Here is a 25666-nt window from a genome sequence, read left to right as displayed (position 1 = left end):
TTCATTTTCATTTGTGGCTATTTTATACCACCTCGCTTTGATGCAAATCAATCAAACTCAGGGGTTTAGGTGGGTTTTGCGGTGAGGCACACACTTCCCCACCAGAGAGGATTGACAATCGATAAAAACAAGAGTAGTGAGCAGCCATTAATTAATATAAAGTCATACTTTTACCAACTAGGCAGTAAAAATCAGCTCTAATCATCAAAAAACCAATAAATAAATAATGTTGCAACAAATTAACTAAAAAAATATTGTCACAAATTTAAGTGGCCACAATTTAAAACCTTTAAAATCAAATATAAATACATATAAATATAAAAAACCACAATCGAACAGGCTAAAATGCATTAGTTTTAATAATGAATATTTGTATTTTTTCTCGTTTGAGAAGCTAACCTAAGTTGTTTAATATATGTCCTGTGTTAAGGAGACAATTTGGTAGAACTGGTGTCGTAGCCCAGCCAAGACCAACTTCGCGCACATAGGTACTAACTTTTGGTGTGGAGATATCGATATGACTAAATTATTTGAACGTCTGGTTAACAGCTACAAGCGTGTTTTTGTTGAACTTTATACAGCTAATGAGCTGAAATAATCCCCAGAATTACTCGTGAAATTAATTGCATTTATGTGAAGTTTTGTTAGCGCAAAACGGGCCCCCATCTCCCTGAGATTGGGGGCTTTTTCTATATTAAGACCCTAGCATCCCCCAACAACTCCAGAACCCCATAAAACACCACGCCCCGTATCAAATGCGCAACATACCTATTAATAGGTATTTACCTATTAAAGTGGCTATTTTGCCACTTTAATCCATTAGATTATTTGCAATAAGCGTTAATAATTTGAAATACAATCACTTCCATAAAATGCATTTTATATATAAAAAAAGGAGCGAAATTATCGCTCCTTTTTTACGCTTTCATTAACCTGCTTTTGCCCCTCAACAAAGGCAAAAGCCGTTGACTTTAAACGCTTAACCTAAGGTCACTCGCGCATTACGGAACATACGCATCCAAGGGCTATCTTCACCCCAAACATCTGGATGCCAAGAGTTAGCCACAGTTCTGAATACACGTTCGGGGTGCGGCATCATCAAGGTTACGCGGCCATCTGTGGTACAAATCCCAGTCAAGCCATTTGGCGAGCCGTTCGGGTTTTGTGGATACTGAGTCGCGATATCACCTTTACCATTGACAAAACGCAGCGCAATCGTGCCTGACGCTTCGGCAATCGCCAGCGCTTCAGGGCTAGCAAACTCAGCCAAACCTTCACCGTGAGATACAGCAATGGGCATACGTGAACCGGCCATACCTTGGAAGAATAACGACGGGCTCTGTTGCACTTCAACTAAGCTGAAACGCGCTTCGAAACGCTCCGAGCGGTTACGCACAAAACGTGGCCAGTGCTCGCTACCTGGGATAATTTCTTTCAGGTTTGACAGCATTTGACAGCCATTACACACGCCAAGGGCAAAGCTTGAGTCACGTTCAAAGAAACGAGAAAACTCATCGCGAGCTCGCTCATTAAACAGAATCGACTTAGCCCAACCTTCACCTGCGCCTAATACGTCACCGTAGGAGAAGCCACCACAGGCCACTAGGCCTTGGAAATCCTCTAGGCTGATACGGCCAGATAAAATGTCCGACATGTGTACGTCGCGGCTTTCAAATCCAGCGCGGTCAAAAGCAGCGGCCATTTCTACGTGGGAGTTAACGCCCTGCTCACGCAAAATCGCCATCTTAGGCGCAGCGCCCTTAAGGATATAAGGTGCGGCAACATCAGTGCTTGGATCAAAACTTAAGTTAACGGTTAAGCCTAAATCAGTTTCGTCTTGCTTAAGTTTGAACTCTTCAAGCGCGCACGCTGGGTTATCACGCAGAGCTTGCATACGATACGTGGTTTCTGACCACACAGTACGCAGCGCTACACGGGTATCACTGAAGATTTCACGCGCGCCATCTTTAATAGTGATGCGTTGATCGTCGGCTAGAGTTCCGATCACATGGCAAGGCACGCCAGCGATAGCGAACTGAGCGGCAATTTTCGCAGCATTGTCACGGCTCACTTGCAATACAGCGCCGAGCTCTTCATTAAAGAGTCGTTCTAAATCAGTGCCCTGCAAGTCCTCTACATCTATGTCTAAACCTGTATTACCGGCAAAAGCCATTTCCACTAAGGTAGTGAATAAACCACCGTCGCTACGGTCGTGGTAAGCGATAACCGATTTTTTAGCGACTAGATTTTGCATGGTTTCAAAGAAACCGCGCAGCAGTGCAGCATCGTCAAGATCCGGCGCAATATCACCCAACTCACCAAACACTTGGGCTAAACAAGAACCGCCTAAACGATTTTTGCCCGCACCTAAATCCACTAACAGTAAAGACGTTTCGCCTTTATCTGTGCGTAGCTCTGGCGTCACTGTATTGCGAATATCTTGCACCACACCAAAGGCGGTAATGACCAATGACATAGGCGACGTCACGGTTTTATCCGCGCCATCTTGTTGCCATGCGGTCTTCATCGACATAGAGTCTTTACCGACCGGAATGGTCAGGCTCAGCTCTGGACACAGTTCTTCACCTACGGCTTTCACCGCTTCATAAAGACCCGCATCTTCACCTGGGTGACCCGCGGCAGACATCCAGTTGGCAGAAAGCTTAATACGCTTAAATGAACCGATATCGGCACCAGCGATGTTCATGATTGACTCAGCCACAGCCATACGGGCAGAGGCGCCAAAGTCTAGTAGCGCTAGCGGTGTACGTTCACCCAGTGACATAGCTTCACCGGCGTAGGTATCAAAGCTTGCCGCAGTCACAGCGCAATCGGCCACAGGCACTTGCCATGGACCCACCATTTGATCACGGTTAACTAAACCTGTAACTGTGCGGTCGCCAATAGTGATAAGGAAGGTTTTATCTGCGACTGTAGGCAAGCTCAGTACGCGTTTAACCGCGTCTTTAACTTCAATATTATCTTGCGCTAGCGCTGGCGATACGGCTTTGGCCGATACCACATCGCGGCTCATCTTAGGCGCTTTGCCTAATAAGACTTCGAGCGGTAAATCGATAGGATTATTGTCGAAATGGCTGTCGCTAAGCGTTAAATGTTTTTCCGCCGTCGCTTCACCCACCACCGCAAAAGGCGCGCGCTCACGCTCACAGATGGCAGTAAATAGCGCGAGGTTTTCAGGGGCAACTGACATCACATAACGCTCTTGTGATTCGTTACACCAAATTTCCAGCGGGCTCATGCCAGGCTCATCCGAAGGCACATTACGCAGATTAAATAAACCGCCGCGCTCGCCGTCATTCACGAGTTCAGGGAAAGCGTTCGACAAACCGCCCGCGCCCACATCGTGGATAAATTGGATAGGGTTTTTATCGCCAAGCTGCCAACAGCGGTCAATCACCTCCTGACAACGACGCTCCATTTCTGGGTTTTCACGTTGCACAGAAGCAAAATCTAAGTCTTCACTCGATTGACCCGATGCCATAGACGAAGCGGCGCCGCCGCCCAGACCTATATTCATCGCAGGGCCACCGAGCACAATCAGCTTAGCGCCAACGGTGATTTCGCCCTTTTGTACGTGTTCTTCACGAATGTTACCTAAACCACCGGCCAACATAATGGGCTTGTGGTAACCACGGACTTCAACACCGTTGTGGCTGCTGACTTCCTGCTCATAGGTACGGAAATAACCGACCAATGCCGGACGACCAAACTCGTTGTTAAATGCCGCGCCGCCGAGTGGTCCTTCGGTCATGATGTCCAGCGCACTGACGATACGTTCTGGCTTGCCATAGTTACCTTCCCATGGTTGAACAAAACCCGGGATTTTTAAATTGGATACACTAAAGCCTGTTAAACCCGCTTTAGGTTTAGAACCACGGCCTGTCGCGCCTTCATCACGGATTTCACCACCCGAACCGGTTGCAGCGCCAGGATATGGGCTGATGGCGGTTGGATGGTTGTGGGTTTCCACTTTCATCAGGATGTGCATAGGTTCAGTGTGGTAGTTATATACCCCATCAGGATCGGGGAAGAAACGACCCGCAACCGAACCTTCCATCACAGCAGCGTTATCTTTGTAGGCAGATAACACGTGATCAGGCGTGGTTTCAAAAGTGTTCTTGATCATCTTGAACAATGACTTAGGCTGAACTTCACCGTCAATGGTCCAATCTGCATTAAAAATTTTATGACGACAATGCTCAGAGTTCGCCTGAGCAAACATCATCAATTCGATGTCATGGGGATTACGGCCTAAACGGACGAAGTTCTCGACTAAATAGTCGATTTCATCTTCGGCTAAGGCAAGCCCCAATGCAGTGTTAGCCACTTCAAGTGCGCGGCGACCTTCGGCAAGAATATTGACGCTCTTAAACGGCGCAGGCTCAGTGCGTTTGAACAGCACATCGGCTTTGGTAAAATCATCGAGGATAATTTCAACCATGCGATCGTGCAGCAACGCATTTAAGGCTTGTTGCTGAGGCGCTGTCAGTGCATCTGACTCGACATAATACGCAACGCCTCGCTCCAAACGCTTCACTTTACCAAGGCCACAATTGTGCGCGATGTCAGTAGCTTTTGAAGACCAAGGAGAAATAGTACCGGGGCGAGGAGTGACAAACAGGAGTGAACCTTGGGGGATATGAGCTTCTATCGCAGGTCCATAGGTGAGAATTTTTTCAAGTTGCTGGCGTTCATTTGTGTCGAGCAACTCGCTCAAATCCGCTAAATGGACATACTCAGCATAGATTTGGCGTACCGGAAGCGCCGCGTTTTCGCAGGCCTCCATCAGCTTTTGCACCCTAAACGTCGAGAGTGCAGGGGCTCCGCGGATGATCTCCATCACGTCTATTCACCTTATTATTTATTATTGCAGGGGTCAGAGGTGGCGCTATTATAAGGAAATGTCTGTCACAAATCACCTGCGACCTTACGCAAAACAGTGTTTCCTGTGATATAAAAAGCCCAGTATTGTGTCGACTGCACTTTCCCCCAGAATGATTTTTTTTCGAAATCGCAGACAAACGGATATAATCCCACCAATGTCAGCCAGTTCACCACTAATGCCCCACTGTTAACTCGCTATCTATAATATTGATTTTATTTACTATAAGTACATTTAATGACTCGATTTCTGTTCGCTCTTATCTTAGGTTTCCTACTGACTGCCTGTCAGCAGGTGACCGTGGACGAAACAGAATTCGTGCCAAAAAAATTAACTGAGCTAAGAGTCGGTACACTTTACGGCCCACAGATTTATATGACCTCGGGCCAAGGTGATAGCGGTTTCGATTACGATATGGCGGTATTGTTTGCCGAATACTTAAATGTGCCCTTAAAAATGGTGCCCTACACAAACCGTATCGAGTTGTACGAAGCCCTCAAAAAGAATGAAATCGATATTATTGCTGCAGGCATGACAGAAACACCCACAAGGCGAGAACAGTTCCGCTTAGGTCCACCGCTATACCGGGTGAATCAAGTGTTGGTGTATCGCGAAGGCATGCCAACCCCAAAAGACATCAGTGATTTAAAAGGCAAGATCACCGTTATCGCCGACTCTTCCTTCGTCGAGACCTTGACCCAGTTGCAAAAGCATTATCCAACGCTGGTGTGGGATCAAATTACCGACAAAGACAGTGAAGAGTTGTTGGCTATGATTGCCAACAAAGAAATTGATTACACTATCGCCGACTCCAGCAGCGTACAGATCAACCGTCGCTACCTGCCCGACCTACGCTCAGGCCCTGTGCTAGAAGAAAAACTCGATGTGATCTGGCTATTACCTCCCACTCACAGTGATGAACTTATGAGTAAATTGCTGGCCTTTTGGCACCAAGAGAAGCTTGCCGGTACGCTGGATCATCTCAACGAGAAATACTTTGGTCATGTAAAACGCTTCGATTATATCGATACTCGCGCATTTATCCGTGCCATTGAGACAGTATTGCCGCGTTATCGACAATTATTTGAAACCCATGCAGGCAATTTAGATTGGCGTAAACTGGCAGCAACCAGCTATCAAGAGTCACATTGGAATCCTAATGCCCGCTCGGCCACAGGAGTGCGTGGCATGATGATGTTGACTCAGCCAACCGCCAAAGAGATTGGGATCACCAACCGACTCGATGCCGAAGAAAGTATTCGCGGCGGCGCGGCGTATTTAAACGATATGATCAATCGCCTGCCAGAATCGATCCCCGAGAGTCAACGCATGTGGTTTGCGCTGGCCTCTTACAACATAGGATATGCCCATATTGAAGATGCACGTAAGCTTGCGGAATCGATGGAGTTAAATCCCAATGCTTGGCGAGATTTAAAAAAGGTACTACCGCTACTGCAAAAGCGTAAATATTATCAAAAAACACGTTATGGTTACGCCCGAGGCAGTGAAGCCGTTCATTACGTCGACAGCATCCGTCGCTACTATGACACGTTAGTCTGGGTGGATAATCAGTCGAAACAACCCAACCCCGATGATGACTCGAGCGATCTTACTGCGGAAGAACCCGTACTTCCGGCGGGAACGTTAAGTCCTGATCAACCTAAATAGCTTAACTCGTTAGCGCTCAGGTGCATGGGCCAAACGACAATCCAACAACTCACTTCTTATATATCAAGTACAGAGTTTTACGTAACAAGAACATCAACATAAAAACTCAAGATATACGTAGATGTCTTCAACAAGGTCAGATACTAAGCAACAGGCAAGCTGAATTAAGGTTTATCAACCTAACTCAAATTTGCGATGAAAAACATCGCTTAGTTCAGCTTATCTGACCAGTGCTATTGCTGCACTCCTGTGCAACTGCTACTGTCTTGGGTTATGACCTAAGATAAATCTCTGTAGGGCATCGATAATAACAATTAATGGGGTCAATATGAGAAGAAAAACCATCAACAATACCGTTGCGCGTCGTCGTACTTTGCTAAAAATTCGTCATCGCCGTATTTTAAATCGTCAAAAACTCTTCTTTACTTTTATTCAGTCTCAGGATTAATTCTGCCACGTTAATCGCCACTTATCCAATAGCTTGCTGCGCCTTTTGAGCCTGTTTCAGGGCTTTTTTCTCTTCCCTGCGACGTTTAAAAAAACGACTCAATTGTGCGCTACAAGCATCGGCCAGCACCCCAGATGTAACTTCAACTTGGTGATTAAACGCCGGATGTTGCAGCAAATTCAGCACAGTACCCGCTGCACCCGTTTTCTCATCCCGAGCACCAAATACCACACGAGCAATTCTGCTATGCACCATAGCGCCCGCACACATAGCGCAAGGTTCAAGCGTGACATATAAAGTCGCATCTAGAAGACGATAGTTTTCGACCAAACGCCCCGCTTCCCGCAGACATAAAATTTCCGCATGGGCGCTAGGATCGTGTTGGCTAATGGATAAATTGTAACCCGTCGCAATCTGCTGACCGTCTTTGACCAATACCGCACCCACGGGCACTTCGCCCTCGGCCTCGGCTTTCTTGGCCATCTCCATCGCGACTTGCATCCAATGTTCATCTTGCTGAGATTGTTCGTCTTGCTGCATTTGGTCCACTCATGCCCTCAATCGATTCGCCCAAAAATAATGCCGGATTATATCAGTCACGCACAGATATTTCACGGCAGAGTCATTCAGCCCAAGTTAATCCATCAAACAACAAAAAAGGCGCACTAGGCGCCTTTAAATCGTTAATTCAGATAATTAACTTATTCCCATTCGATAGTCGCTGGCGGCTTGCCAGAGATATCGTAAACCACGCGAGAAATGCCATCGACTTCGTTAATGATGCGGTTTGATACGCGACCTAAGAAATCATAGGGCAGATGTGCCCAATGGGCTGTCATAAAATCGATTGTTTCAACAGCGCGCAGTGATACAACCCAGTCATATTTACGGCCATCGCCCATCACGCCAACAGAGCGTACAGGTAAGAACACGGTAAAGGCTTGACTGACTTTATTGTATAAGTCGGCTTTATGCAGTTCTTCGATGAAGATAGCATCAGCGCGGCGCAGCAAGTCACAGTATTCTTTCTTCACTTCACCTAATACACGCACACCAAGACCGGGTCCAGGGAACGGGTGACGATAAAGCATGTTATATGGCAGACCTAACTCAAGACCAATTTTACGCACTTCGTCTTTGAACAGTTCACGCAGAGGCTCGACTAAACCGAGCGCCATATCGGCTGGCAAACCGCCAACGTTATGGTGAGATTTAATCACATGGGCTTTGCCTGTGGCACTGCCGGCAGATTCAATCACGTCTGGATAAATCGTGCCTTGCGCTAACCATTTGGCATTGGCGCATTTTTTCGATTCTTCATCGAAAATTTCCACGAATACGCGGCCGATGATCTTACGCTTAGCTTCTGGATCGGCTTCGCCTTTCATCGCATCGAGGAAACGGTTTTCCGCATCAACGTGAATAATATTCAGGCCGAAATGATCGCCAAACATTTCCATCACTTGCTCGGCTTCATTCAAACGTAATAAACCGTTATCAACGAATACGCAGGTCAGTTTTTTGCCGATAGCGCGGTGTAGAAGCATAGCCACAACCGAAGAATCAACACCGCCCGATAATCCTAAAATCACTTCATCATCACCGATTTGCTTCTTCAAGCGCTCAATCGCATCTTCAATGATAGAGGAGGGTTTCCAGTTAGCCGCACAGCCACAAATGTCTAAGGCAAAGTGCGATAACATGCGCATACCTTGGCGAGTGTGGGTCACTTCTGGGTGGAACTGTACGCCGAAGAATCGCTTCTCTTCGTTTGCCATAGCGGCAAATGGGCAAGTGTCCGTTTTAGCGACCGCCACAAACCCTTCAGGAATAGCCGACACTTTATCACCGTGGCTCATCCATACGTCGAGTAAGGGTTTGCCTTCGCTACTAACGGCATCTTCGATGCCTTTGAATAGCAATGAATCTGTCAGCATTTCAATTTGAGCGTAGCCGAATTCACCTTCGCCCACACCTTGGATCACTTTACCGCCCAACTGCTCAGACATAGTCTGCATGCCGTAACAAATGCCCAGTACCGGCACTCCTGCGGTAAAGACGTATTCAGGCGCACGCGGCGAGTTTTCAGCCGTGACACTTTCTGGTCCGCCCGCAAGAATAATGCCGTTCGGAGCAAATTCGCGGATTTGGGCTTCGGTGACATCCCAAGCCCATAATTCACAGTAAACGCCGATTTCACGGATGCGACGGGCAATCAGTTGAGTGTACTGGGATCCAAAATCGAGGATCAGTATCTTGTGCTCATGAATATCGCTCATGGGTAACCTTTATCTCATCTATTGTTTTAACATTGCTCAAAGCAGCGACTGCCAGCTTTAAGTATTGGATCATACGCTTTATAAAGAGGCGGCTTACGCCGCCCCTCTTATCAAACGATTAAGAACCTGAACGGTAGTTCGGCGCTTCTTTCGTGATAGTCACATCGTGAACGTGGGATTCGCCCATGCCCGCTGAAGTCACTTTTACAAATTGGGCTTTTTCATTCAGCTCTAGAATGGTGGCGCAACCTGTTAATCCCATGCAAGAACGCAGGCCACCCATATGTTGATGGATGATTTCCTTCAACTTGCCTTTGTAAGGCACGCGCGCTTCTACACCTTCAGGGACTAACTTGTCTGCAGCATTGTCCGATTGGAAATAGCGGTCAGAAGAACCTTGAGACATAGCGCCTAATGAACCCATACCACGGTAGGATTTATACGCACGGCCTTGATATAACTCAGTTTCGCCCGGAGCTTCCTCAGTTCCCGCAAACATTGAGCCCGCCATAATGCAAGATGCACCCGCGGCTAATGCTTTGGCTAAATCGCCAGAGAAACGAATGCCGCCGTCGGCAATCACAGGAATACCTAGGCTCTTCATGGCTGCGGCAGCATCGGATACTGCGGTAATTTGTGGTACGCCCACGCCTGTCACGATACGAGTCGTACAGATAGAACCTGGGCCAATACCCACTTTAACTGCGTTAACACCCGCTTCGACTAAGGCTAATGCACCTTCAGCCGTGGCAACGTTACCGCCAATGATTTGCAAATCAGGATGTTTAGCGCGAGTTTCACGAATACGTTGTAAAACGCCTTCGGAATGACCGTGGGAAGAATCAATAAGTAAGACGTCAACACCGGCTTTAACCAGAGCGTCAACACGCTCTTCATTACCAGCGCCCGCACCTACGGCGGCACCAACACGTAAACGGCCTAACTCATCTTTACAGGCATTCGGTTTACGTTCGGCTTTTTCGAAGTCTTTAACTGTGATGAGGCCTTTCAGCTTATAGTTATCATCAACCACAAGAACTTTTTCGATACGATGTGAGTGCATCAATTTTTGCACTTCATCTAATTTAGTGCCTTCGGCAACAGTGACTAAACGCGCTTTAGGCGTCATCACTTCTTCTACCGTTTTGCTCCAATCTGTCACGAAACGTACGTCACGGCCAGTGATGATACCGACCAGCTCGTTGGCTTCGTTGACCACGGGATAACCGGCAAAACCATTCTTCAGTGTTAACACTTTCAGATCGGCTAAGGTCGTTGATGGGGTCACAGTCACAGGTTGTTGAACCACGCCCGCTTCGTAAATTTTTACTTTACGAACTTCTTCGGCTTGTTTTTCAATACTCATGTTTTTATGAATAAAGCCTAAACCACCTTCCTGCGCCATCGCGATCGCAAGACGAGCTTCGGTAACTGTGTCCATAGCGGCAGACACAAGTGGGATATTCAATTCAATGGTATTGGTCAGGCGAGTTTTTAGAATGGCGGTATTTGGGAGTACAGTCGAATGCGCAGGAACAAGCAACACATCGTCAAAAGTAAGCGCTTCTTTAATTAAACGTAGCATATGCAACATCTCCCCAGTTGAGTAGGATTTAGAGGTGAAATATTGCGGCGGGATTATACCTTGCATATCGCCACTGGTAAATGGAAAATAGTAAATATCCCCATTTTATTGAGTTATTCGATGCAAGGCACCAAAAACAACATTTATACTGTCTCGCGGCTCAATGGTGAAGTCAGACAAATTCTCGAGGGGCAACTGGGTAAAATTTGGCTCAATGGCGAAATATCCAACTTTTCCTCCCCCAGCTCAGGTCATTGGTATCTCACCTTAAAAGACCACTCTTCGCAGATCCGTTGCGCCATGTTTAAGGGCCGTAACCAAACGGTCAGCTTTAAGCCCATCAATGGTCAGCAAGTGCTGGTCAAAGGCGCGATCAGCGTGTATGAACCCAGAGGCGACTATCAATTACTAATTGAGTCCATGCTGCCCGCAGGAGATGGATTGCTGGCCCAACAGTACGATGCACTCAAGATGAAGCTCGCCGCCGAAGGCTTATTCGCCGCCGACACCAAAAGATTGCTACCCAAAAATATTCAACGCATTGGCGTTATTACGTCACCTACGGGTGCAGCGATCCGTGATGTGTTACATGTATTGGCAAGGCGCGATCCTTCCATCGAAGTCATTATCTATCCGACCCAAGTTCAGGGCGAAACCGCGGCGCAGAGTATTTGTCAGGCAATCAATATCGCCAACCAACGTTTAGAAGTCGATGTATTACTGCTCACCCGCGGTGGCGGTTCGCTTGAGGATTTGTGGTGTTTTAACAGCGAAGCACTCGCCCACACGATTTATAACAGCGCCCTACCCATTGTCAGCGCCGTCGGCCACGAAGTTGATACGACTATCAGTGATTATGTTGCTGATATCCGCGCCCCAACACCCTCTGCAGGCGCGGAGCTATTATCACAAGACAGTGATAATAAGGCGCAAAAACTCGCCACAGCCTTATCGCGCCTGCAACAAAGCGCGAAACATTATCAGCTTAAACAAGAAAGACGACTTAGTTTGCTAGAGCACAGACTGCAACGCCAAGACCCTAAACGGACTTTGCAGCAGTTCGAACAAAGATTCGATGAGATGCAATTACGACTGGAGTCCGCGCAGTCGAATCGCTTGCATCTGCTCAGCCGCCGTCAGCAGTTGCTCGCAAGCCGCCTTGAACAGCAATCTCCCAAGCATAAACTCGCCATTGAGGGTAACCGCTTAAGTTATCTTGCGAGCCGCTTACAGGATGCATTGCAGGATAAACTCAGCCAAAGTGAGCAACGGATAAAATACGCGGCCCATCAGCTTGAAACCGTCAGCCCACTTGCCACGTTAAGCCGTGGTTACAGCATTACCACTGACATCCACCATCAAGTGGTCGACTCTGCCGATAAACTGGCCATCGGTGATAGTTTGCAGACCCGCTTGCGCCATGGACAAGTGATCTCAACCGTCACTCAGATAAAGCCGCTCGAATAACGAATAACACTAGCAAGAGCAAGGCTAAAATCATCTTAAAACACAAAAGGAACCCTAAGGTTCCTTTTGTTTCAAATATGTCTGGTAAAAAACACTATTTGGTTTTTCTGTCTTTGATATGGCTTTGTGCGCGCTTGCGGCGGCGCTCTTGGCTCATAGTCAACTTTTCAGTCTTGTTTTCAAATGGGTTATCACCCTCTTGGAAACGCAGCTGGATTGGCGTACCTACGACTTTCAATGAACGACGGAAGTAGTTCATCATGTAACGCTTATACGAGTCAGGCAGTCTACTCACTTGGTTACCGTGAATAACCACGATTGGCGGATTGTAACCACCGGCGTGAGCGTATTTAAGCTTCACACGACGGCCATTCACTAATGGCGGCTGGTGATCGTCCTGCGACATTTGCATAATACGGGTCAGCATAGAAGTGCTGACGCGGCGTGTAGCACTGTCGTAAGCTTCTTCAATCGATTCAAATAAATGGCCAACACCAGTACCGTGCAGCGCCGAAATAAAGTGAATACGGGCAAAGTCGATAAAGCCAAGACGACGGTCAAGCTCGCTCTTCACGCGATCTTTAATGCCTTGGTCGATACCATCCCACTTGTTGACGGCAATAACCAAAGCGCGACCCGCATTGAGTGCGAAACCTAACAGACCTAAATCTTGCTCGGCAATACCTTCACGGGCATCGATGATAAGCAAAACCACGTTAGCATCTTCAACCGCTTTCAAGGTCTTGATCACTGAGAATTTCTCAATGACTTGATGTACTTTACTGCGGCGACGAACACCCGCGGTATCGATAATCACGTACTCGCGACCTTCACGTTCCATTGGAATATAAATACTGTCACGGGTCGTACCGGGTTCATCAAATACCACGACACGCTCTTCACCTAGAATACGGTTAGTCAGGGTTGACTTACCTACGTTAGGTTTACCTATGATCGCCAGCTTGATAGGCAAATCTTGCAGACGCTTTTGCTCAGCTTCGGCTTCTTCTTCGGTATATTCACGCTCTTCAGTAACTTCGTCTTCACCTTGACGCACAATGCCCATCGCTTCGGCATAAGGAGTCAGCGCGTATTCGATCATATTGGTCACGCCGCGTCCTTGGGACGCCGCCATTTGGTAAACTTCACCTAGACCTAAAGACCAAAACTCGGCACAAGCAGAATCGGCATCAATACCGTCAACTTTGTTAGCAACCACAAAGGTGGTTTTTTCACGGCTACGTAAGTGCTGTGCAATCGACAGATCCGCAGCGGTTAAACCCGCGCGCGCATCAGTCATAAATAGAACGACATCGGCTTCTTCAATGGCAGCAAGGGATTGCTCAGCCATTTTCGTCTCGATCCCTTCTTCAGTGCCATCGATACCGCCGGTATCGACCACAATGAACTCATAGCCGGATAAGAATGCTCGACCATATTTACGGTCACGTGTTAGGCCAGGAAAGTCAGCAACCAGCGCATCACGCGTGCGCGTAAGACGATTAAATAGGGTGGATTTACCGACGTTCGGCCGACCAACAAGGGCCACTACAGGGATCATGATTTTGCCTCTAAAAAACTTTTCAATAAAAAGCCCCCGGAACACACTTCCAGGGGCTCAGCAAGGATAACACTTTTAACTATGGAAGTGTTACAACAGCCAACTTTCCGCTGCGACCTTGAACATAGATTTTATCATCCACCACTAACGGCTGGCTGTATAATCCTGAGCTGTCCACTTGGACACGACCGACAATCGTCCCTGTACTGCGATCGATGAAGTGTAAATAACCTTCGAAATCACCCACAACTAAATAGTCTTTATATACAGCCGGAGATGTCAGAGTGCGGTTAGCTAACTCAGAATTACTCCACAGTTCCAAACCGTTACGTTTATCAACTGAGTAGATACGGCTGTGATCGTCAACTAAGTATAAGCTTAGGCCCGCTGATGCTAACTCGTTAAAGCTAGAATACTTACGTGTCCACACAACTCGACCCGTGCGCAGTTCCATCGACACTAAGTTACCGTTGTAGCTCACTGCATATAAGTTGTCACCAAGGATCAAGGGCGTCATATCCACGTCGGCCATACGCGTAAACTCGTTACCGCCCGTTGGATTGTAAATCGCCTGTTCCCACGCAGCTTGACCATTGTTTTTAATCACAACAGCCACTTTGCCATCGGCGGTACCAATGAAGAAACCACCCGCTTCGTAAGCTGCAGAACCTGTACCGCGCAGGGTTAGATTCGGCAATTGCATTTCATACACCCACAGCTTAGCGCCAGTATCGACGTTAAACGCTTCGAGTGAACCAGAGCTGGTACTGACCACCACGACGTCATCGGCCACAGTGGGAGCAGACAGTAATTCACCGCCAGCAACGACATGCCATAACACTTGGCCATCTTCAGCGTTCAATGCAGCAAGCAGCCCACTTTCGCCACCTAAAAAGACTTTATTACGCGCAGCAGTCACACCAGCAGCAATACGCGCACCTTTATTTTTCGCTAAAGCGTTATCACGAAACTCTTCGCTGAAATCTTTAGTCCAAACACGCTCGCCAGTGGCCTCATCGAAGGCAACCACTTCACCATAACGGTCGGCGGCAAAAATTTTTCCGTAACTAACGGCGGGGGCGAGGCGAGAATAATAATCACCAACACCATTACCGACAGAGGCGCTCCAACTCACTTCAGGAAACACTGTCGCCTGAATGGCAGTTAACTCACTTACCGGTTCTTCTTCGACATCGCTCGACGAACAGGCGGATAACATGGCCAGACTTAATCCAGCGGCTAGCAGGTTTTTGCACCAAGACTTCATCAAGGGATCCCTTATGCCTGATTTAGGCTATCAAGTTTGATTTTAAGCGCAGGGCTTGTCACCACACCACCATTGTCCATGGCAGCTTGATAAGCTGTTTTTGCCTTCTCAACATCACCTTGACGTACTAAGAAATCACCTTTCAACTCATCGCGCTGAGCAAAGAAAGCTTTATCTGTTACTTGATCTAAGGTCGCTAGAGCTGCATCAATTTGACCTTGCTCAGCTTGTACTCGTGCTAAACGCAAAGTCGCAATCACATCTAAACCAGCACCGGGTTTAGCCGCAATCACCTTGTTCAAGGCATCAATCGCTTTTGGATAATCCTTCGCTTCTACCGCAGTTTTGGCCACGATCAGTTCTAACAAGGCTTGATAGCCCTTTTGATCGTGATTTTTAGAAAACTCGGCGACACCCGCCAGCATTGCGGCTTCATCGGCAGATTTAGTGGTCAAATTTTGGAACGCTTTTGAAGCTTCTTCCGCTTGTGCCACTTTAACGTCAGAATAATAATTCCACGCATATAGGCCGCCTAAACCCACTACGGCACCGATTAAAATTGAATTTCCGTAATCTTTCCAGAACTGCTTGATAGCATCAACTTGTTGTTCTTCTGTGCTATAAATTTCCACGCGCACGTCCCCTTTATTTGATCAGTTCAGCCAAAAATGCGCCTAAGGCACTTCGAGCTACCCGTTGTTGTTCGATGTCATTGCGTAAATGTTTAACCGTAACCATACCTTCGGCAAGTTCATCTTCACCTATCAGTAGTGCCACACTCGCACCGCTTTTGTCGGCACGCTTCATTTGTTTCTTCACGTTACCGCCGCCACAGTGACTCATCACTTTAAGGTTTGGCAGTGCGTTACGTAATTCCTGCGCGACCTTGATGGCTTCAACCAGACAGCTATCCCCCATGGCCGTGACATACACATCCACTTCTGGCGGAATATCTTTGGTCAGCTCTAAGGTTTCAAGCAGCAAGACAATGCGCTCTAAGCCCATAGCAAAACCGACCGCTGGAGTATCTTTACCACCTAACTGGGCGACTAAACCATCGTAGCGACCACCGGCAAGTACTGTACCTTGTGAGCCTAAACTAGATGTAACCCATTCAAATACAGTACGATTATAGTAATCTAAACCACGTACTAGACGCGGATTAATGGTGTATTTGATACCCACAGCATCAAGTAGTTCACGCAATTGTGAAAAATGTGTCTTCGATTCTTCACCGAGAAAATCCATTAACTCAGGTGCATCAACCAATATGGCTTGGACATTTTGATCTTTTGAATCCAATACTCGCAGCGGATTGCTGTACATGCGACGCTTACTGTCTTCATCGAGCGCATCTTTATGCAACTCTAAAAACGTAATCAAGGCATCACGATAAACAGCGCGCTCAGCAGGATCACCTAAGGTATTTAGCTCTAGCGAGACATGCTCGCTAATACCGAGTTTTTCCCACAGGCGTGCCGATAACATCAAGACTTCAGCATCAATATCAGCCGAGCCAATGCCATACACTTCAACGCCAAATTGGTTAAACTGACGATAACGGCCTTTTTGTGGACGTTCGTGGCGGAACATAGGACCCATATACCAAAGACGTTGCTCTTGGTTATATAGCAGACCGTTTTCGTTACCTGCACGCACTGTCGACGCGGTACCTTCAGGGCGTAGCGTTAAGCTGTCACCGTTATTATCTGCGAAGGTATACATTTCTTTTTCAACAATATCAGTCACTTCACCGATAGAGCGTTTAAAAAGATCGGTATTTTCCACTATTGGAGTGCGGATTTCGCTGTAACCGTAAGCACTGACGCTCGAACGTAGTACCGCTTCCACTTTTTGCCATAGAGGACTTTGAGTTGGCAGAATGTCATTCATTCCGCGAATCGCTTGGATCTGTTTTGCCACTGTATCGACTCGTCCGATTTCGCTAAATTAATAAAAATGTCACGCATTATAGGCTTTTGAGCGTAAAACGTAAAACGACCCCGTCGGTTTCGGGGCCTAGCTCAACATCATTAGGCGTAATCTATGCCCAAATGCGGGTACATATTACTCAGTTGTGTCTTTGATTTGAATACGGTTCGCCATTTGACTGGCTTTTGCGCGAATTTTCGCTTCGAGGGAATCGACAATGTTGTCGTTGTCAAAACGTTCTTTTTGACGTTCACCCTCATCATAGTAACCGCTCTTATTGTGCCCACCCGTTAAACCGATGTGCGACACTAAGGCTTCACCTGGGCCGTTAACTACGCAGCCGATAATAGACACATCCATGGCGGTAGTCACGTCTTCGAGGCGACGCTCTAACTCATTGACGGTACTGATCACATCGAACTCTTGACGAGAACAAGATGGACAGGCAATGAAGTTAATGCCACGGCTACGAATACGCAGCGACTTTAAAATGTCAAAACCGACTTTGATTTCTTCGACCGGATCAGCGGCCAAGGAAATACGTAGGGTATCACCTATGCCTTCGGCCAATAACATACCTAAGCCTACGGCCGATTTCACTGAACCCGCGCGCGCGCCACCAGCTTCGGTAATGCCTAAATGCAGGGGTTGACGAATTTGTTTTGCTAATAAACGGTAGGATTCGACCGCTAAAAATACATCGGAGGCTTTAACGCTGACCTTGAACTGATCAAAGTTCAATCTGTCCAGAATATCCACATGGCGCATAGCTGATTCAAGCAAGGCTTCAGGTGTGGGTTCTTTGTACTTATCCATTAGATCTTTTTCTAATGACCCACCATTCACACCAATACGGATAGGAATATTATGGTCACGGGCACATTCCACCACGCTACGAATACGCTCTTCATTGCCTATATTACCCGGATTGATTCGAAGGCAATCGACACCGTACTCGGCAACTTTTAAAGCAATGCGATAATCAAAATGAATGTCGGCCACTAAAGGAACATTGACCGCTTGCTTAATGAGTTTAAAGGCTTCAGCCGCATCCATAGTGGGTACAGAAATACGCACTATATCGGCACCAACTTTCTCTAAGGCACGAATTTGAGCAATTGTCGCTTCAACATCTGTGGTCTTAGTATTAGTCATTGACTGAACAGCAATCGGCGCCCCATCACCAATCGGTACATTACCCACATAAATGCGGGTGGAAGGACGTCTTTTTATGGGAGTTTCATTATACATGCTTAATATGCTCTATTTCGGTACGTGCTGCAGATCATTACGCGGTCGTTAGGCTTTAGGCAAGGTTAAACGCGCGACTCGTCCCTTGGGGAAATCCGCTAGGCTAACAATTTGACCATCTAAGCTTAAGGTCGCTACATGGGGTGCACCTAAAATGACTTTAAACGGTGGCACACCGCTCACTTGCACTGTTGCGCCAGCGCCTTTAACACCATCGACTAACGCTTTACCTTTAGCATCAACAATGTTTATCCAGCAATCACCCGTCAACTGGACATCTATAATCGATTGTCCTGCAACAGCAACCAAAGTACTTGCTGCAGTGGCAGTGGTCGTTGATGTTGTGGTCGGTGAAGGCGTTGCACTAACAGGCTGTTGGACTACAGGCGCTGTCGTTTGCGGAACAGATGGTGTTGTCGTAGTGGCTGCGATTGCTGAACCGCCATCTTCATTACTCGTATCAACGGTCTGAGGATAATTATTGTCCGTTGGTCCTGTGCTGACATCAATAGTGCTTGCATCAGTATCTTTAATTGGACCATCGATAGACATTGAGCCGTTTGCGGCAATCTCAGTCAAACGAGGACTGGCATCCGTTTCGGTCAATAACACATCACCTGGCAGCGTCTGATTAGCTGCTGCGACCTCTTCAGCCGTGGGTTGCGACACATCGATAGTGCTTAGCAAGGTGGTTTTTTGCATCCACCAGACGACTAACGAACCGAGTAACACTATGACGATAAAAATACTCAGCCAAGTTAAACGTGTATCGCGAGCTTGATATGTGGTTTTGCGTGAAAAACTTTGCATTGCAGGCTCAGTCACAACTGGCACTTGCTGCACAAGACAAGCTTCAATCAAAGCCGCATCGGCACTGACCATACGCGCGTAGTTTTTCACATAGCCACGTACATAAGTCGATGAGGCTATATTCGTAAAATTGTCAGCTTCAATATCTTCAATAATACGAGGACGTAGATGCAGCTTTACAGCGGCATCTTGAATACTAAGGCCCATTTTTTCGCGGGCGGCTTTTAATAAAGTACCAAGCGTGACATCTAGCGCGACTGATTGCGGTGCTACCGACTCAACTGGCGCATTGGTTTCATGATCTTTCATTGATGCAAATTAACTCTGTATTGCTTGGCCTGAGGTGATGCTGGGAATTTGGCAAGCAATAAAATACCAAATCTCTTCACAGCGGCATCATCATTCACTGCCTGCTCTATTTTGATCCCGAGCGCTAAACTTTCTGGAGTTTGCTCAGCCACTTGGTGATAGCGCGCTAATTGGTTTCGCGCCTGAATAAAATCACCTTGATCGACTTCTAACTCTGCCAACTCCAGTAATGACACCGAGCGTCTCGGGTCATACTTTAACGCCATCTGAAAATACTGTCGTGCCTTTTCTGCTTGTCCTGCTTCGCGACTACAAAGACCTAAGTTCTCATAGCTTGAGGCAGTGCGCGTATATTTGGGCATTTCAATTGCGGCCAAAAACATTTTTTCAGCTTTGTTGTATTGCTTTTGTTGGCACAAAAACACCCCGAAATTATTCATGGAATCGCCAGAGGCGTCCTTAGTACTAATGGCATTCATGTACGACTCTTCGGTACGCACTAAATCGCCCACGGTTTGATAGTAATAAGCCAGAGCGGTATGCACATCTTCGAGCTCTGGAGCATATTCTAATGCTTTATCAAGATTGTATTTGGCTTGTTCCGTGCTACCTCGATTTAAATAGGTTAAACCGAGCTGCATCCGCTCTCTTGCGGCGGCGACTTTGTCTAACTTTCGTTCCGAAACAGGAATATCTGTCCCAGTATAAGTACGCTCAGTGACGCAGCCTGTCATCAATAATGACAGGCTTAAAATCAACGAAAACCTTGGCAATCCATGCTTCATGGGCAAGCCTATAAATCTGTGCAAACAAAGAGTTAATTCATTGTGACTGAAATCTGGTTTTCTTGCATGCGTTTTTTCGCTAAACGTTTCGTTCTGTCGCGAATATCACCAGCTAACTGACCGCAAGCGGCATCAATGTCATCACCACGGGTTTTACGTACAATGACAGTAAAACCGTATTCCATAAGAACCTTAGAAAAACGGTCGATACGTGAATTAGATGAGCGGCCATAAGGCGAGCCAGGATACGGATTAAATGGGATCAGATTCACCTTACAAGGTGTATCTTTCATTAACTTAGCTAACTCATGGGCTTGATCTGTGCTGTCGTTGATATGATCTAGCATCACATATTCAACTGTCACGCGGCCGCGGTTAGCATTTGATTTAGCAATATAGCGACGAATACCCGCTAAAAACTCATCCAGCGGATACTTTTTATTGATCGGGACCAGAATGTCACGCAACTCATCATTCGGTGCATGAATACTGACAGCAAGTGCCACATCGATGGCATCGCCCAGTTTATCTAACGCTGGCACTACGCCTGATGTTGATAAAGTCACGCGGCGCTTTGATAAACTAAAACCAAAATCATCGAGCATGATGTCCATCGCAGGGATCACATTGGCTAAATTGAGTAATGGCTCACCCATGCCCATCATCACGACGTTAGTGATCGGACGCTCGCCCGTGTCTTTTGCAAATCCTAAAAAGTGCGACACGCGCCAGATTTGGCCGACGATTTCAGAAACCGTTAAGTTACGATTAAAACCTTGCTGACCCGTCGAGCAGAAAGTACATTCCAGCGCACAACCAACCTGTGAAGATACACACAAGGTCGCACGATCATCCTCAGGAATATAAACCGTTTCCACTTCTTGGCCTTGGCCAACATTAATTGCAAATTTTATCGTACCATCGGTCGATTTTTGGAAACTCGAAATTTCTGGTGCAACGATCTCGCAGCGGGCCGCCAACTTTTGACGTAACACTTTGTTGATGTTGGTCATCTCTTCGAAGTCACTGACACCGAAATGATATAGCCATTTCATGAGCTGATCGGCACGAAAGGGTTTTTCACCCATTTCCGCAAATAATGCGCGCATCGCCTTACGATCAAGGTCTAATAAATTGATCTTCTTTTCACTCATATAGCTAACCTCAACACCAAAAACCGGATCCTGCAACAGGGCGGCGAATTATACAGACGCAAATAAATTTTAGCCAGTAACTCAATTCACCTATGATAGAATCTCCAAGGGCTAATATTGGCCTAAAATACGGAGTTGTAATTCCACCTATATGTTAACCCTCATCATTATAGTGCTTGTCGCTGTTGCTGTTTCTTTTCTGTGCAGTGTGTTCGAAGCAGTTCTGTTATCGGTTACCCCAAGTTATATCGCATCACTCGAACAAACTGACAGTGCCGCAGCCGCGCGCTTGCGTAGATTGAAAGAGAATGTCGAAGCCCCTTTGGTGTCAATCCTTACCCTAAATACTATCGCTCATACCGTCGGTGCCGCCGTTGCAGGTGCGCAAGCGGCTAAAGTATTTGGTGACGATATGTTAGGTGTTTTCTCGGGCGTATTAACCTTTATTATCCTGTTTTTCTCAGAAATCATTCCTAAATCATTGGGTGCAAACCATTGGCGTCGCCTCGCACCAAGTGTTTCTGTTGCCGTGCTGTGGATGAAGCGTACCACTAAACCGCTGATCTGGATGTCACAGCAAGTCACTCGCCTAATGGGCAAAGGTGATGAAGGCCACTACATACGCCAAGAGATGAGTGCTATGGCCAAAATTGGCCATGAATCCGGTGAGCTTGATGAGCAAGAGTCAAAAATTTTGACGCAAATGCTGAAGGTGCGAGATATGCCAGTCACGGCGATCATGACGCCGCGCACTGTGATGTTTTCTTTACCCATAGATCTCACCCAAAATGAGTTTGTGCGCCAATACCGCGACAAGCCTTTTACCCGAATTCCAGTATACGACCAAGATCATGATGATGTGATTGGTTACATTACCCGCACCGATGTATTGCTAGCAGAGCGTTACACGCCAGAAGCACCGATTGGTGAACTTAAACGGAGTTTATTTGTGGTGCCTGAAACCGCAAAAATTCTGCCACTTTTTGAGCGTATGATTAAACGTAACACCCAAATTGCGATGGTGGTCGACGAGTACGGCAGTAGCCAAGGTATCGTAACTCAAGAAGATATCATCGAATCTATGTTAGGATTAGAGATTGTCGATCTAAACGACCCCGCGACCGATATGCAGCAATTGGCACGTAAACTTTGGACTAAGCGCATGAAGCAAAAAGGCATTCGCCTATCCGATGACGGTGATTTTGAAGCCGCATCCGATGATGACGAAGCCAAATCCGGCTGAAGGCTAACCAAGTTTAGTGCTTGTTAATATAAAGGGAGCCTAGCTCCCTTTATTCTTTTAGAATGCGGATGACTCAGAACCCTCTGAAACTCGCATTTTCAGGTTGCTTGGGTATATACTCACCCGCCGTAATAGAGGTAAGTTATGACACAGAGCTACACACTCTCACTCGCGCACATTAATGACACCCATTCGAATTTTGAACCCTGCCGCGTCCAATTTAGCCTTAACATAGGTCAACATAAGCTAGATGTGACCAGCCATAGCGGTGGTTATGCCCGCATCGGCCATCACATCACAAAAGCGCGTCACACCGCTGCACAAACCAATACGCCTTTTATTTTCCTGCATGGTGGTGACAGCTTCCAGGGCACGCTGTATTTCAGCCATTTTAAAGGTAAGGCCAACGCCCACTTACTCAATCTGTTGGCACCTGATGCTATGGTCATTGGCAACCACGATATTGATGAAGGTAACGCCAGACTTGCCGAGTTTGCCAAGCAAATTGATTTCCCATTGCTTGCGGGCAATATGGATTTAAGCCAAGAAGATCTCAACAAACCCGGTTGTCTGCGAGGTTTGCCTAATATCTTGGATTATGATCATGAGCAAAAACGCGCGAAATACCTGCTTAAGCCCTTCCACGATAAGACATTAGCAATTGTCGGTATTACCTTAGATCAGATGAAAGAGATCGCTCGTCCCGATCCCGACACCCATTTTGTCGATGCTATCGCCACTACCGCGCGCACGGTTGAGCACCTTAAAAATCAAGGTATTAAGCATATTATCGTGCTCAGTCACTTAGGCTTAGATCAGGATAAACGCCTCGCGGCCGAAGTCGATGGTATTAGCCTTATCGTCGGCGGTCACACGCATACGCTACAGGGGGATTTTCGCGCCTTAGGTTTGAGCAACCTGCCCTACGGTGAAGTCATCAATAACACGCCCATAGTGCATGCGGGTAAGTATGCCGAAGTCGTCGGCTTGGCCGAGGTAGTATTTGACGCTGAAGGTAAAATGCTGAGCTTAACAGGCGGCAACTACTTCATGCTAGATCAACACTTTATCTTAAGTGCTAACACGGCAGTCGATAACCAAGATTACCAAGCTGTGCGCCAGCAGCTTAATCAGCATCCGAATATCTTTTGGGATGATGCCGATGCCGATATCGATGGCGTGATCCGAGATATCTACAAACCCGCTATCGCAGAGATGGAAAACAAAGTGTTAGCACTGGTGCCGAAGAACTTAGTCCATACCCGCTTACCCTCTAAAGCCCTGCCCCACGGCAGTGAAATAGCACCTTGGGTGAGTCGCAGCATGTTCCAAGAAGCCAAACTGGTCGACCCAAGAGTGAACTTTGCTCTGCATAATGCCGGCGGTGTACGCCAGTCAGTGGCCCAAGGTCAGTTGACGCTAGCGGATGTGATGGGGCAGTTGCTGCCCTTCGAATTGCCATTAGTTAAATATGAAATTCAAGGCCAGTTCCTCTATCAAGCGCTCGAATCGGCGATTAACGCGGCAACCAACAACAGTGTCCGTGGCACAGGTGCGGGTAGCTTCCCCTACACTTACGGCCTACGGTATTACTACGATGGGCGACGCCCACTGGGTGAGCGTTTATTTAGATTGGAGATGATGCAGCAGGACAGCCAATCACTATGGTATCCCGTTGAACCTGAGTCACTTTACGTAGGAGTTTCAACATCTTATACCGCCGCTGGTAAAGAAGGTTATTCTCCATTGCTGCAAGCCCGCTGGCAGGAGTCGATGGAGTCACTGACTTTGCCACAGGCCTTTATTCGATTCTTGAATCGCTCACCGAATCTGTCTGATTTATTGTCACAGCATGTGCATTACACCAGCCACAGCCAACGTATAGGTTAGGCGCTATGCTCCTCATGGCGTAAACATTAATGCTGTGAGGTGCAAAGTGAGTGGCAACTTACAAAGCACTAAACAAACCTGAGCTTAAAATTGCCAATCACATTGCGGTAAACGCGCAGTAAACCAATCCTGCGCCTTGCCTTCAGCATATTTACGCCATGCCATAAACACAGCTTGCGTTGGGCGCGGCATTTCCACATGACAAGCCACTAGGCTTCCCGCCGCCAACGCATCTAAGATCAAGTGCTTTGGAATGTAACCCACACCTAATCCCAATTGCTGCGCCTTAATTTTGGTCTGCATATTCGGCACACGGATCACTTGGCGACTATCAAATAAACCACTTGATCGCTGTGCTAGGGCAGTCGAACTATCTGCTACCACAATAGAAGGAAATTGCAGCAATGCCTCGGTCGGAATTGGACCTGCATGTTGCGCCAATGGGTGCGCAGGATTTAAAGCAAATACAAACTCCAACTCCCCAATTTCAACCACATGATATTGGCCTTTGGGCAACTCCCCTGTTACGCCGATGGCGATATCGGCACGGCCAGAATAGAGCGCATCCCACCCGCCACCTAAGGACTCTTCGCTGATATTCACAGTCACTTGCTTACCCAGCTCAGTAAACTCACCAATCAACTGCAGCAGGGGTAAATCCGGCACCACTGTATCTATGGCTAAGGTCAATGAAGACTCCCAGCCTGTCTCGAGTTGACGCACCGCCTCTTCGAGCCTTGATGTTGCCGCAAGGATTTCTCTGCCTTGGCGCAGCACAAGTTGACCGACTAAGGTCAGCTCGGCGCGCTGGCCCTTACGTTCAAATAATTTTGTGCCTAAATCGCTTTCCAGTTTCTGCACTGTGTAGGTCAGTGCCGATGGCACCCGAAACAAGGACTCGGCAGCAGCGGAAAAACTGCCTTTCTTATCAATGGCATCGAGCACGATTAATCCATCGAGACTAATAGATGGCAACATATAAACCTTATATTCAAATTATTTGAAATGGACATTGAAAATGTTCCGATTTTCTTTGCCAAAGGTCAAGTCTACACTGCTTAGCAATGGAGAAGTTCTGCGGAACTGCAGCCAAACTGACTTAAGACTGAGTGAA

Annotated in this window: 17 protein-coding genes; 4 read left to right on the top strand and 13 right to left on the bottom strand. The window is 47.1% G+C overall.

Annotated elements, in window-relative coordinates; translation table 11 throughout:
* Nucleotides 1–979: 979 nt before the first annotated feature.
* Complete coding sequence (purL, locus tag L5L94_RS07230) at nt 980–4861, bottom strand: phosphoribosylformylglycinamidine synthase (protein ID WP_263162284.1); 3882 nt, start codon at nt 4859–4861, stop codon at nt 980–982.
* 279 nt (nt 4862–5140) lie between these two features.
* Between purL and mltF the strand changes: the two genes are divergently transcribed.
* On the top strand, nt 5141–6571 hold the full coding sequence (gene mltF, locus L5L94_RS07225; RefSeq protein ID WP_263162191.1) for a membrane-bound lytic murein transglycosylase MltF: 1431 nt from the start codon (nt 5141–5143) through the stop codon (nt 6569–6571).
* Between the two features lie 469 nt (nt 6572–7040).
* On the opposite strand, the gene tadA is transcribed toward mltF, so the two are convergent.
* From tadA to guaB, 3 genes are all read right to left on the bottom strand, one after another.
* Nucleotides 7041–7559: a tRNA adenosine(34) deaminase TadA gene (tadA, locus tag L5L94_RS07220; protein ID WP_263162190.1), complete on the bottom strand. Its 519-nt coding sequence runs from the start codon at nt 7557–7559 to the stop codon at nt 7041–7043.
* A gap of 161 nt (nt 7560–7720) precedes the next feature.
* Nucleotides 7721–9298 (bottom strand): glutamine-hydrolyzing GMP synthase, encoded by a 1578-nt coding sequence (gene guaA, locus L5L94_RS07215; protein ID WP_263162187.1) that lies wholly within the window; start codon nt 9296–9298, stop codon nt 7721–7723.
* Nucleotides 9299–9416: 118 nt separating this feature from the next.
* Complete coding sequence (gene guaB / locus L5L94_RS07210) at nt 9417–10883, bottom strand: IMP dehydrogenase (RefSeq protein WP_006085677.1); 1467 nt, start codon at nt 10881–10883, stop codon at nt 9417–9419.
* A 120-nt stretch (nt 10884–11003) separates the two neighbouring features.
* On the opposite strand from guaB, the gene xseA reads away from it, so the two are divergent.
* Nucleotides 11004–12350, top strand: a complete 1347-nt coding sequence (gene xseA, locus L5L94_RS07205) for an exodeoxyribonuclease VII large subunit (RefSeq protein ID WP_263162184.1) — start codon at nt 11004–11006, stop codon at nt 12348–12350.
* Nucleotides 12351–12444: 94 nt separating this feature from the next.
* Here xseA and der read toward each other — a convergent pair whose 3' ends face one another.
* From der to L5L94_RS07165, 8 genes are all read right to left on the bottom strand, one after another.
* Complete coding sequence (der, locus tag L5L94_RS07200) at nt 12445–13911, bottom strand: ribosome biogenesis GTPase Der (protein WP_006082478.1); 1467 nt, start codon at nt 13909–13911, stop codon at nt 12445–12447.
* Nucleotides 13912–13990: 79 nt separating this feature from the next.
* Nucleotides 13991–15178 carry an outer membrane protein assembly factor BamB gene (gene bamB / locus L5L94_RS07195; protein ID WP_105251896.1) on the bottom strand — a complete coding sequence of 396 codons (1188 nt, stop codon included), beginning with the start codon at nt 15176–15178 and terminating at the stop codon, nt 13991–13993.
* A gap of 11 nt (nt 15179–15189) precedes the next feature.
* Complete coding sequence (locus L5L94_RS07190) at nt 15190–15810, bottom strand: tetratricopeptide repeat protein (protein ID WP_105251895.1); 621 nt, start codon at nt 15808–15810, stop codon at nt 15190–15192.
* 13 nt (nt 15811–15823) lie between these two features.
* Complete coding sequence (gene hisS / locus L5L94_RS07185; RefSeq protein ID WP_263162179.1) at nt 15824–17101, bottom strand: histidine--tRNA ligase; 1278 nt, start codon at nt 17099–17101, stop codon at nt 15824–15826.
* 144 nt (nt 17102–17245) lie between these two features.
* On the bottom strand, nt 17246–18361 hold the full coding sequence (ispG, locus tag L5L94_RS07180; RefSeq protein ID WP_105251894.1) for a flavodoxin-dependent (E)-4-hydroxy-3-methylbut-2-enyl-diphosphate synthase: 1116 nt from the start codon (nt 18359–18361) through the stop codon (nt 17246–17248).
* Nucleotides 18362–18409: 48 nt separating this feature from the next.
* Nucleotides 18410–19480, bottom strand: a complete 1071-nt coding sequence (locus L5L94_RS07175) for a RodZ domain-containing protein (RefSeq protein ID WP_219250960.1) — start codon at nt 19478–19480, stop codon at nt 18410–18412.
* Complete coding sequence (gene pilW, locus L5L94_RS07170; RefSeq protein WP_028761255.1) at nt 19477–20265, bottom strand: type IV pilus biogenesis/stability protein PilW; 789 nt, start codon at nt 20263–20265, stop codon at nt 19477–19479. The genes L5L94_RS07175 and pilW overlap by 4 nt, the downstream gene beginning before the upstream one ends.
* A gap of 32 nt (nt 20266–20297) precedes the next feature.
* Nucleotides 20298–21419, bottom strand: coding sequence for a bifunctional tRNA (adenosine(37)-C2)-methyltransferase TrmG/ribosomal RNA large subunit methyltransferase RlmN (locus tag L5L94_RS07165; RefSeq protein ID WP_028761256.1), 1122 nt, complete (start codon nt 21417–21419; stop codon nt 20298–20300).
* Between the two features lie 151 nt (nt 21420–21570).
* Here L5L94_RS07165 and L5L94_RS07160 point away from each other — a divergent pair, with 151 nt between their 5' ends.
* Together L5L94_RS07160 and L5L94_RS07155 are read left to right on the top strand one after the other, a co-directional pair.
* Complete coding sequence (locus tag L5L94_RS07160) at nt 21571–22662, top strand: CNNM domain-containing protein (RefSeq protein ID WP_028761257.1); 1092 nt, start codon at nt 21571–21573, stop codon at nt 22660–22662.
* Nucleotides 22663–22806: 144 nt separating this feature from the next.
* Nucleotides 22807–24552 (top strand): bifunctional metallophosphatase/5'-nucleotidase, encoded by a 1746-nt coding sequence (locus tag L5L94_RS07155; protein WP_219250961.1) that lies wholly within the window; start codon nt 22807–22809, stop codon nt 24550–24552.
* 84 nt (nt 24553–24636) lie between these two features.
* Here L5L94_RS07155 and L5L94_RS07150 read toward each other — a convergent pair whose 3' ends face one another.
* Nucleotides 24637–25530, bottom strand: coding sequence for a LysR substrate-binding domain-containing protein (locus tag L5L94_RS07150; protein WP_168824535.1), 894 nt, complete (start codon nt 25528–25530; stop codon nt 24637–24639).
* Nucleotides 25531–25666 lie beyond the last annotated feature (136 nt).

Source organism: Shewanella sp. SM21, assembly GCF_025654335.1.
Classification (GTDB): Bacteria; Pseudomonadota; Gammaproteobacteria; order Enterobacterales; family Shewanellaceae; genus Shewanella; species Shewanella oncorhynchi.
This window is presented reverse-complemented; position numbering and strand designations above follow the sequence as displayed.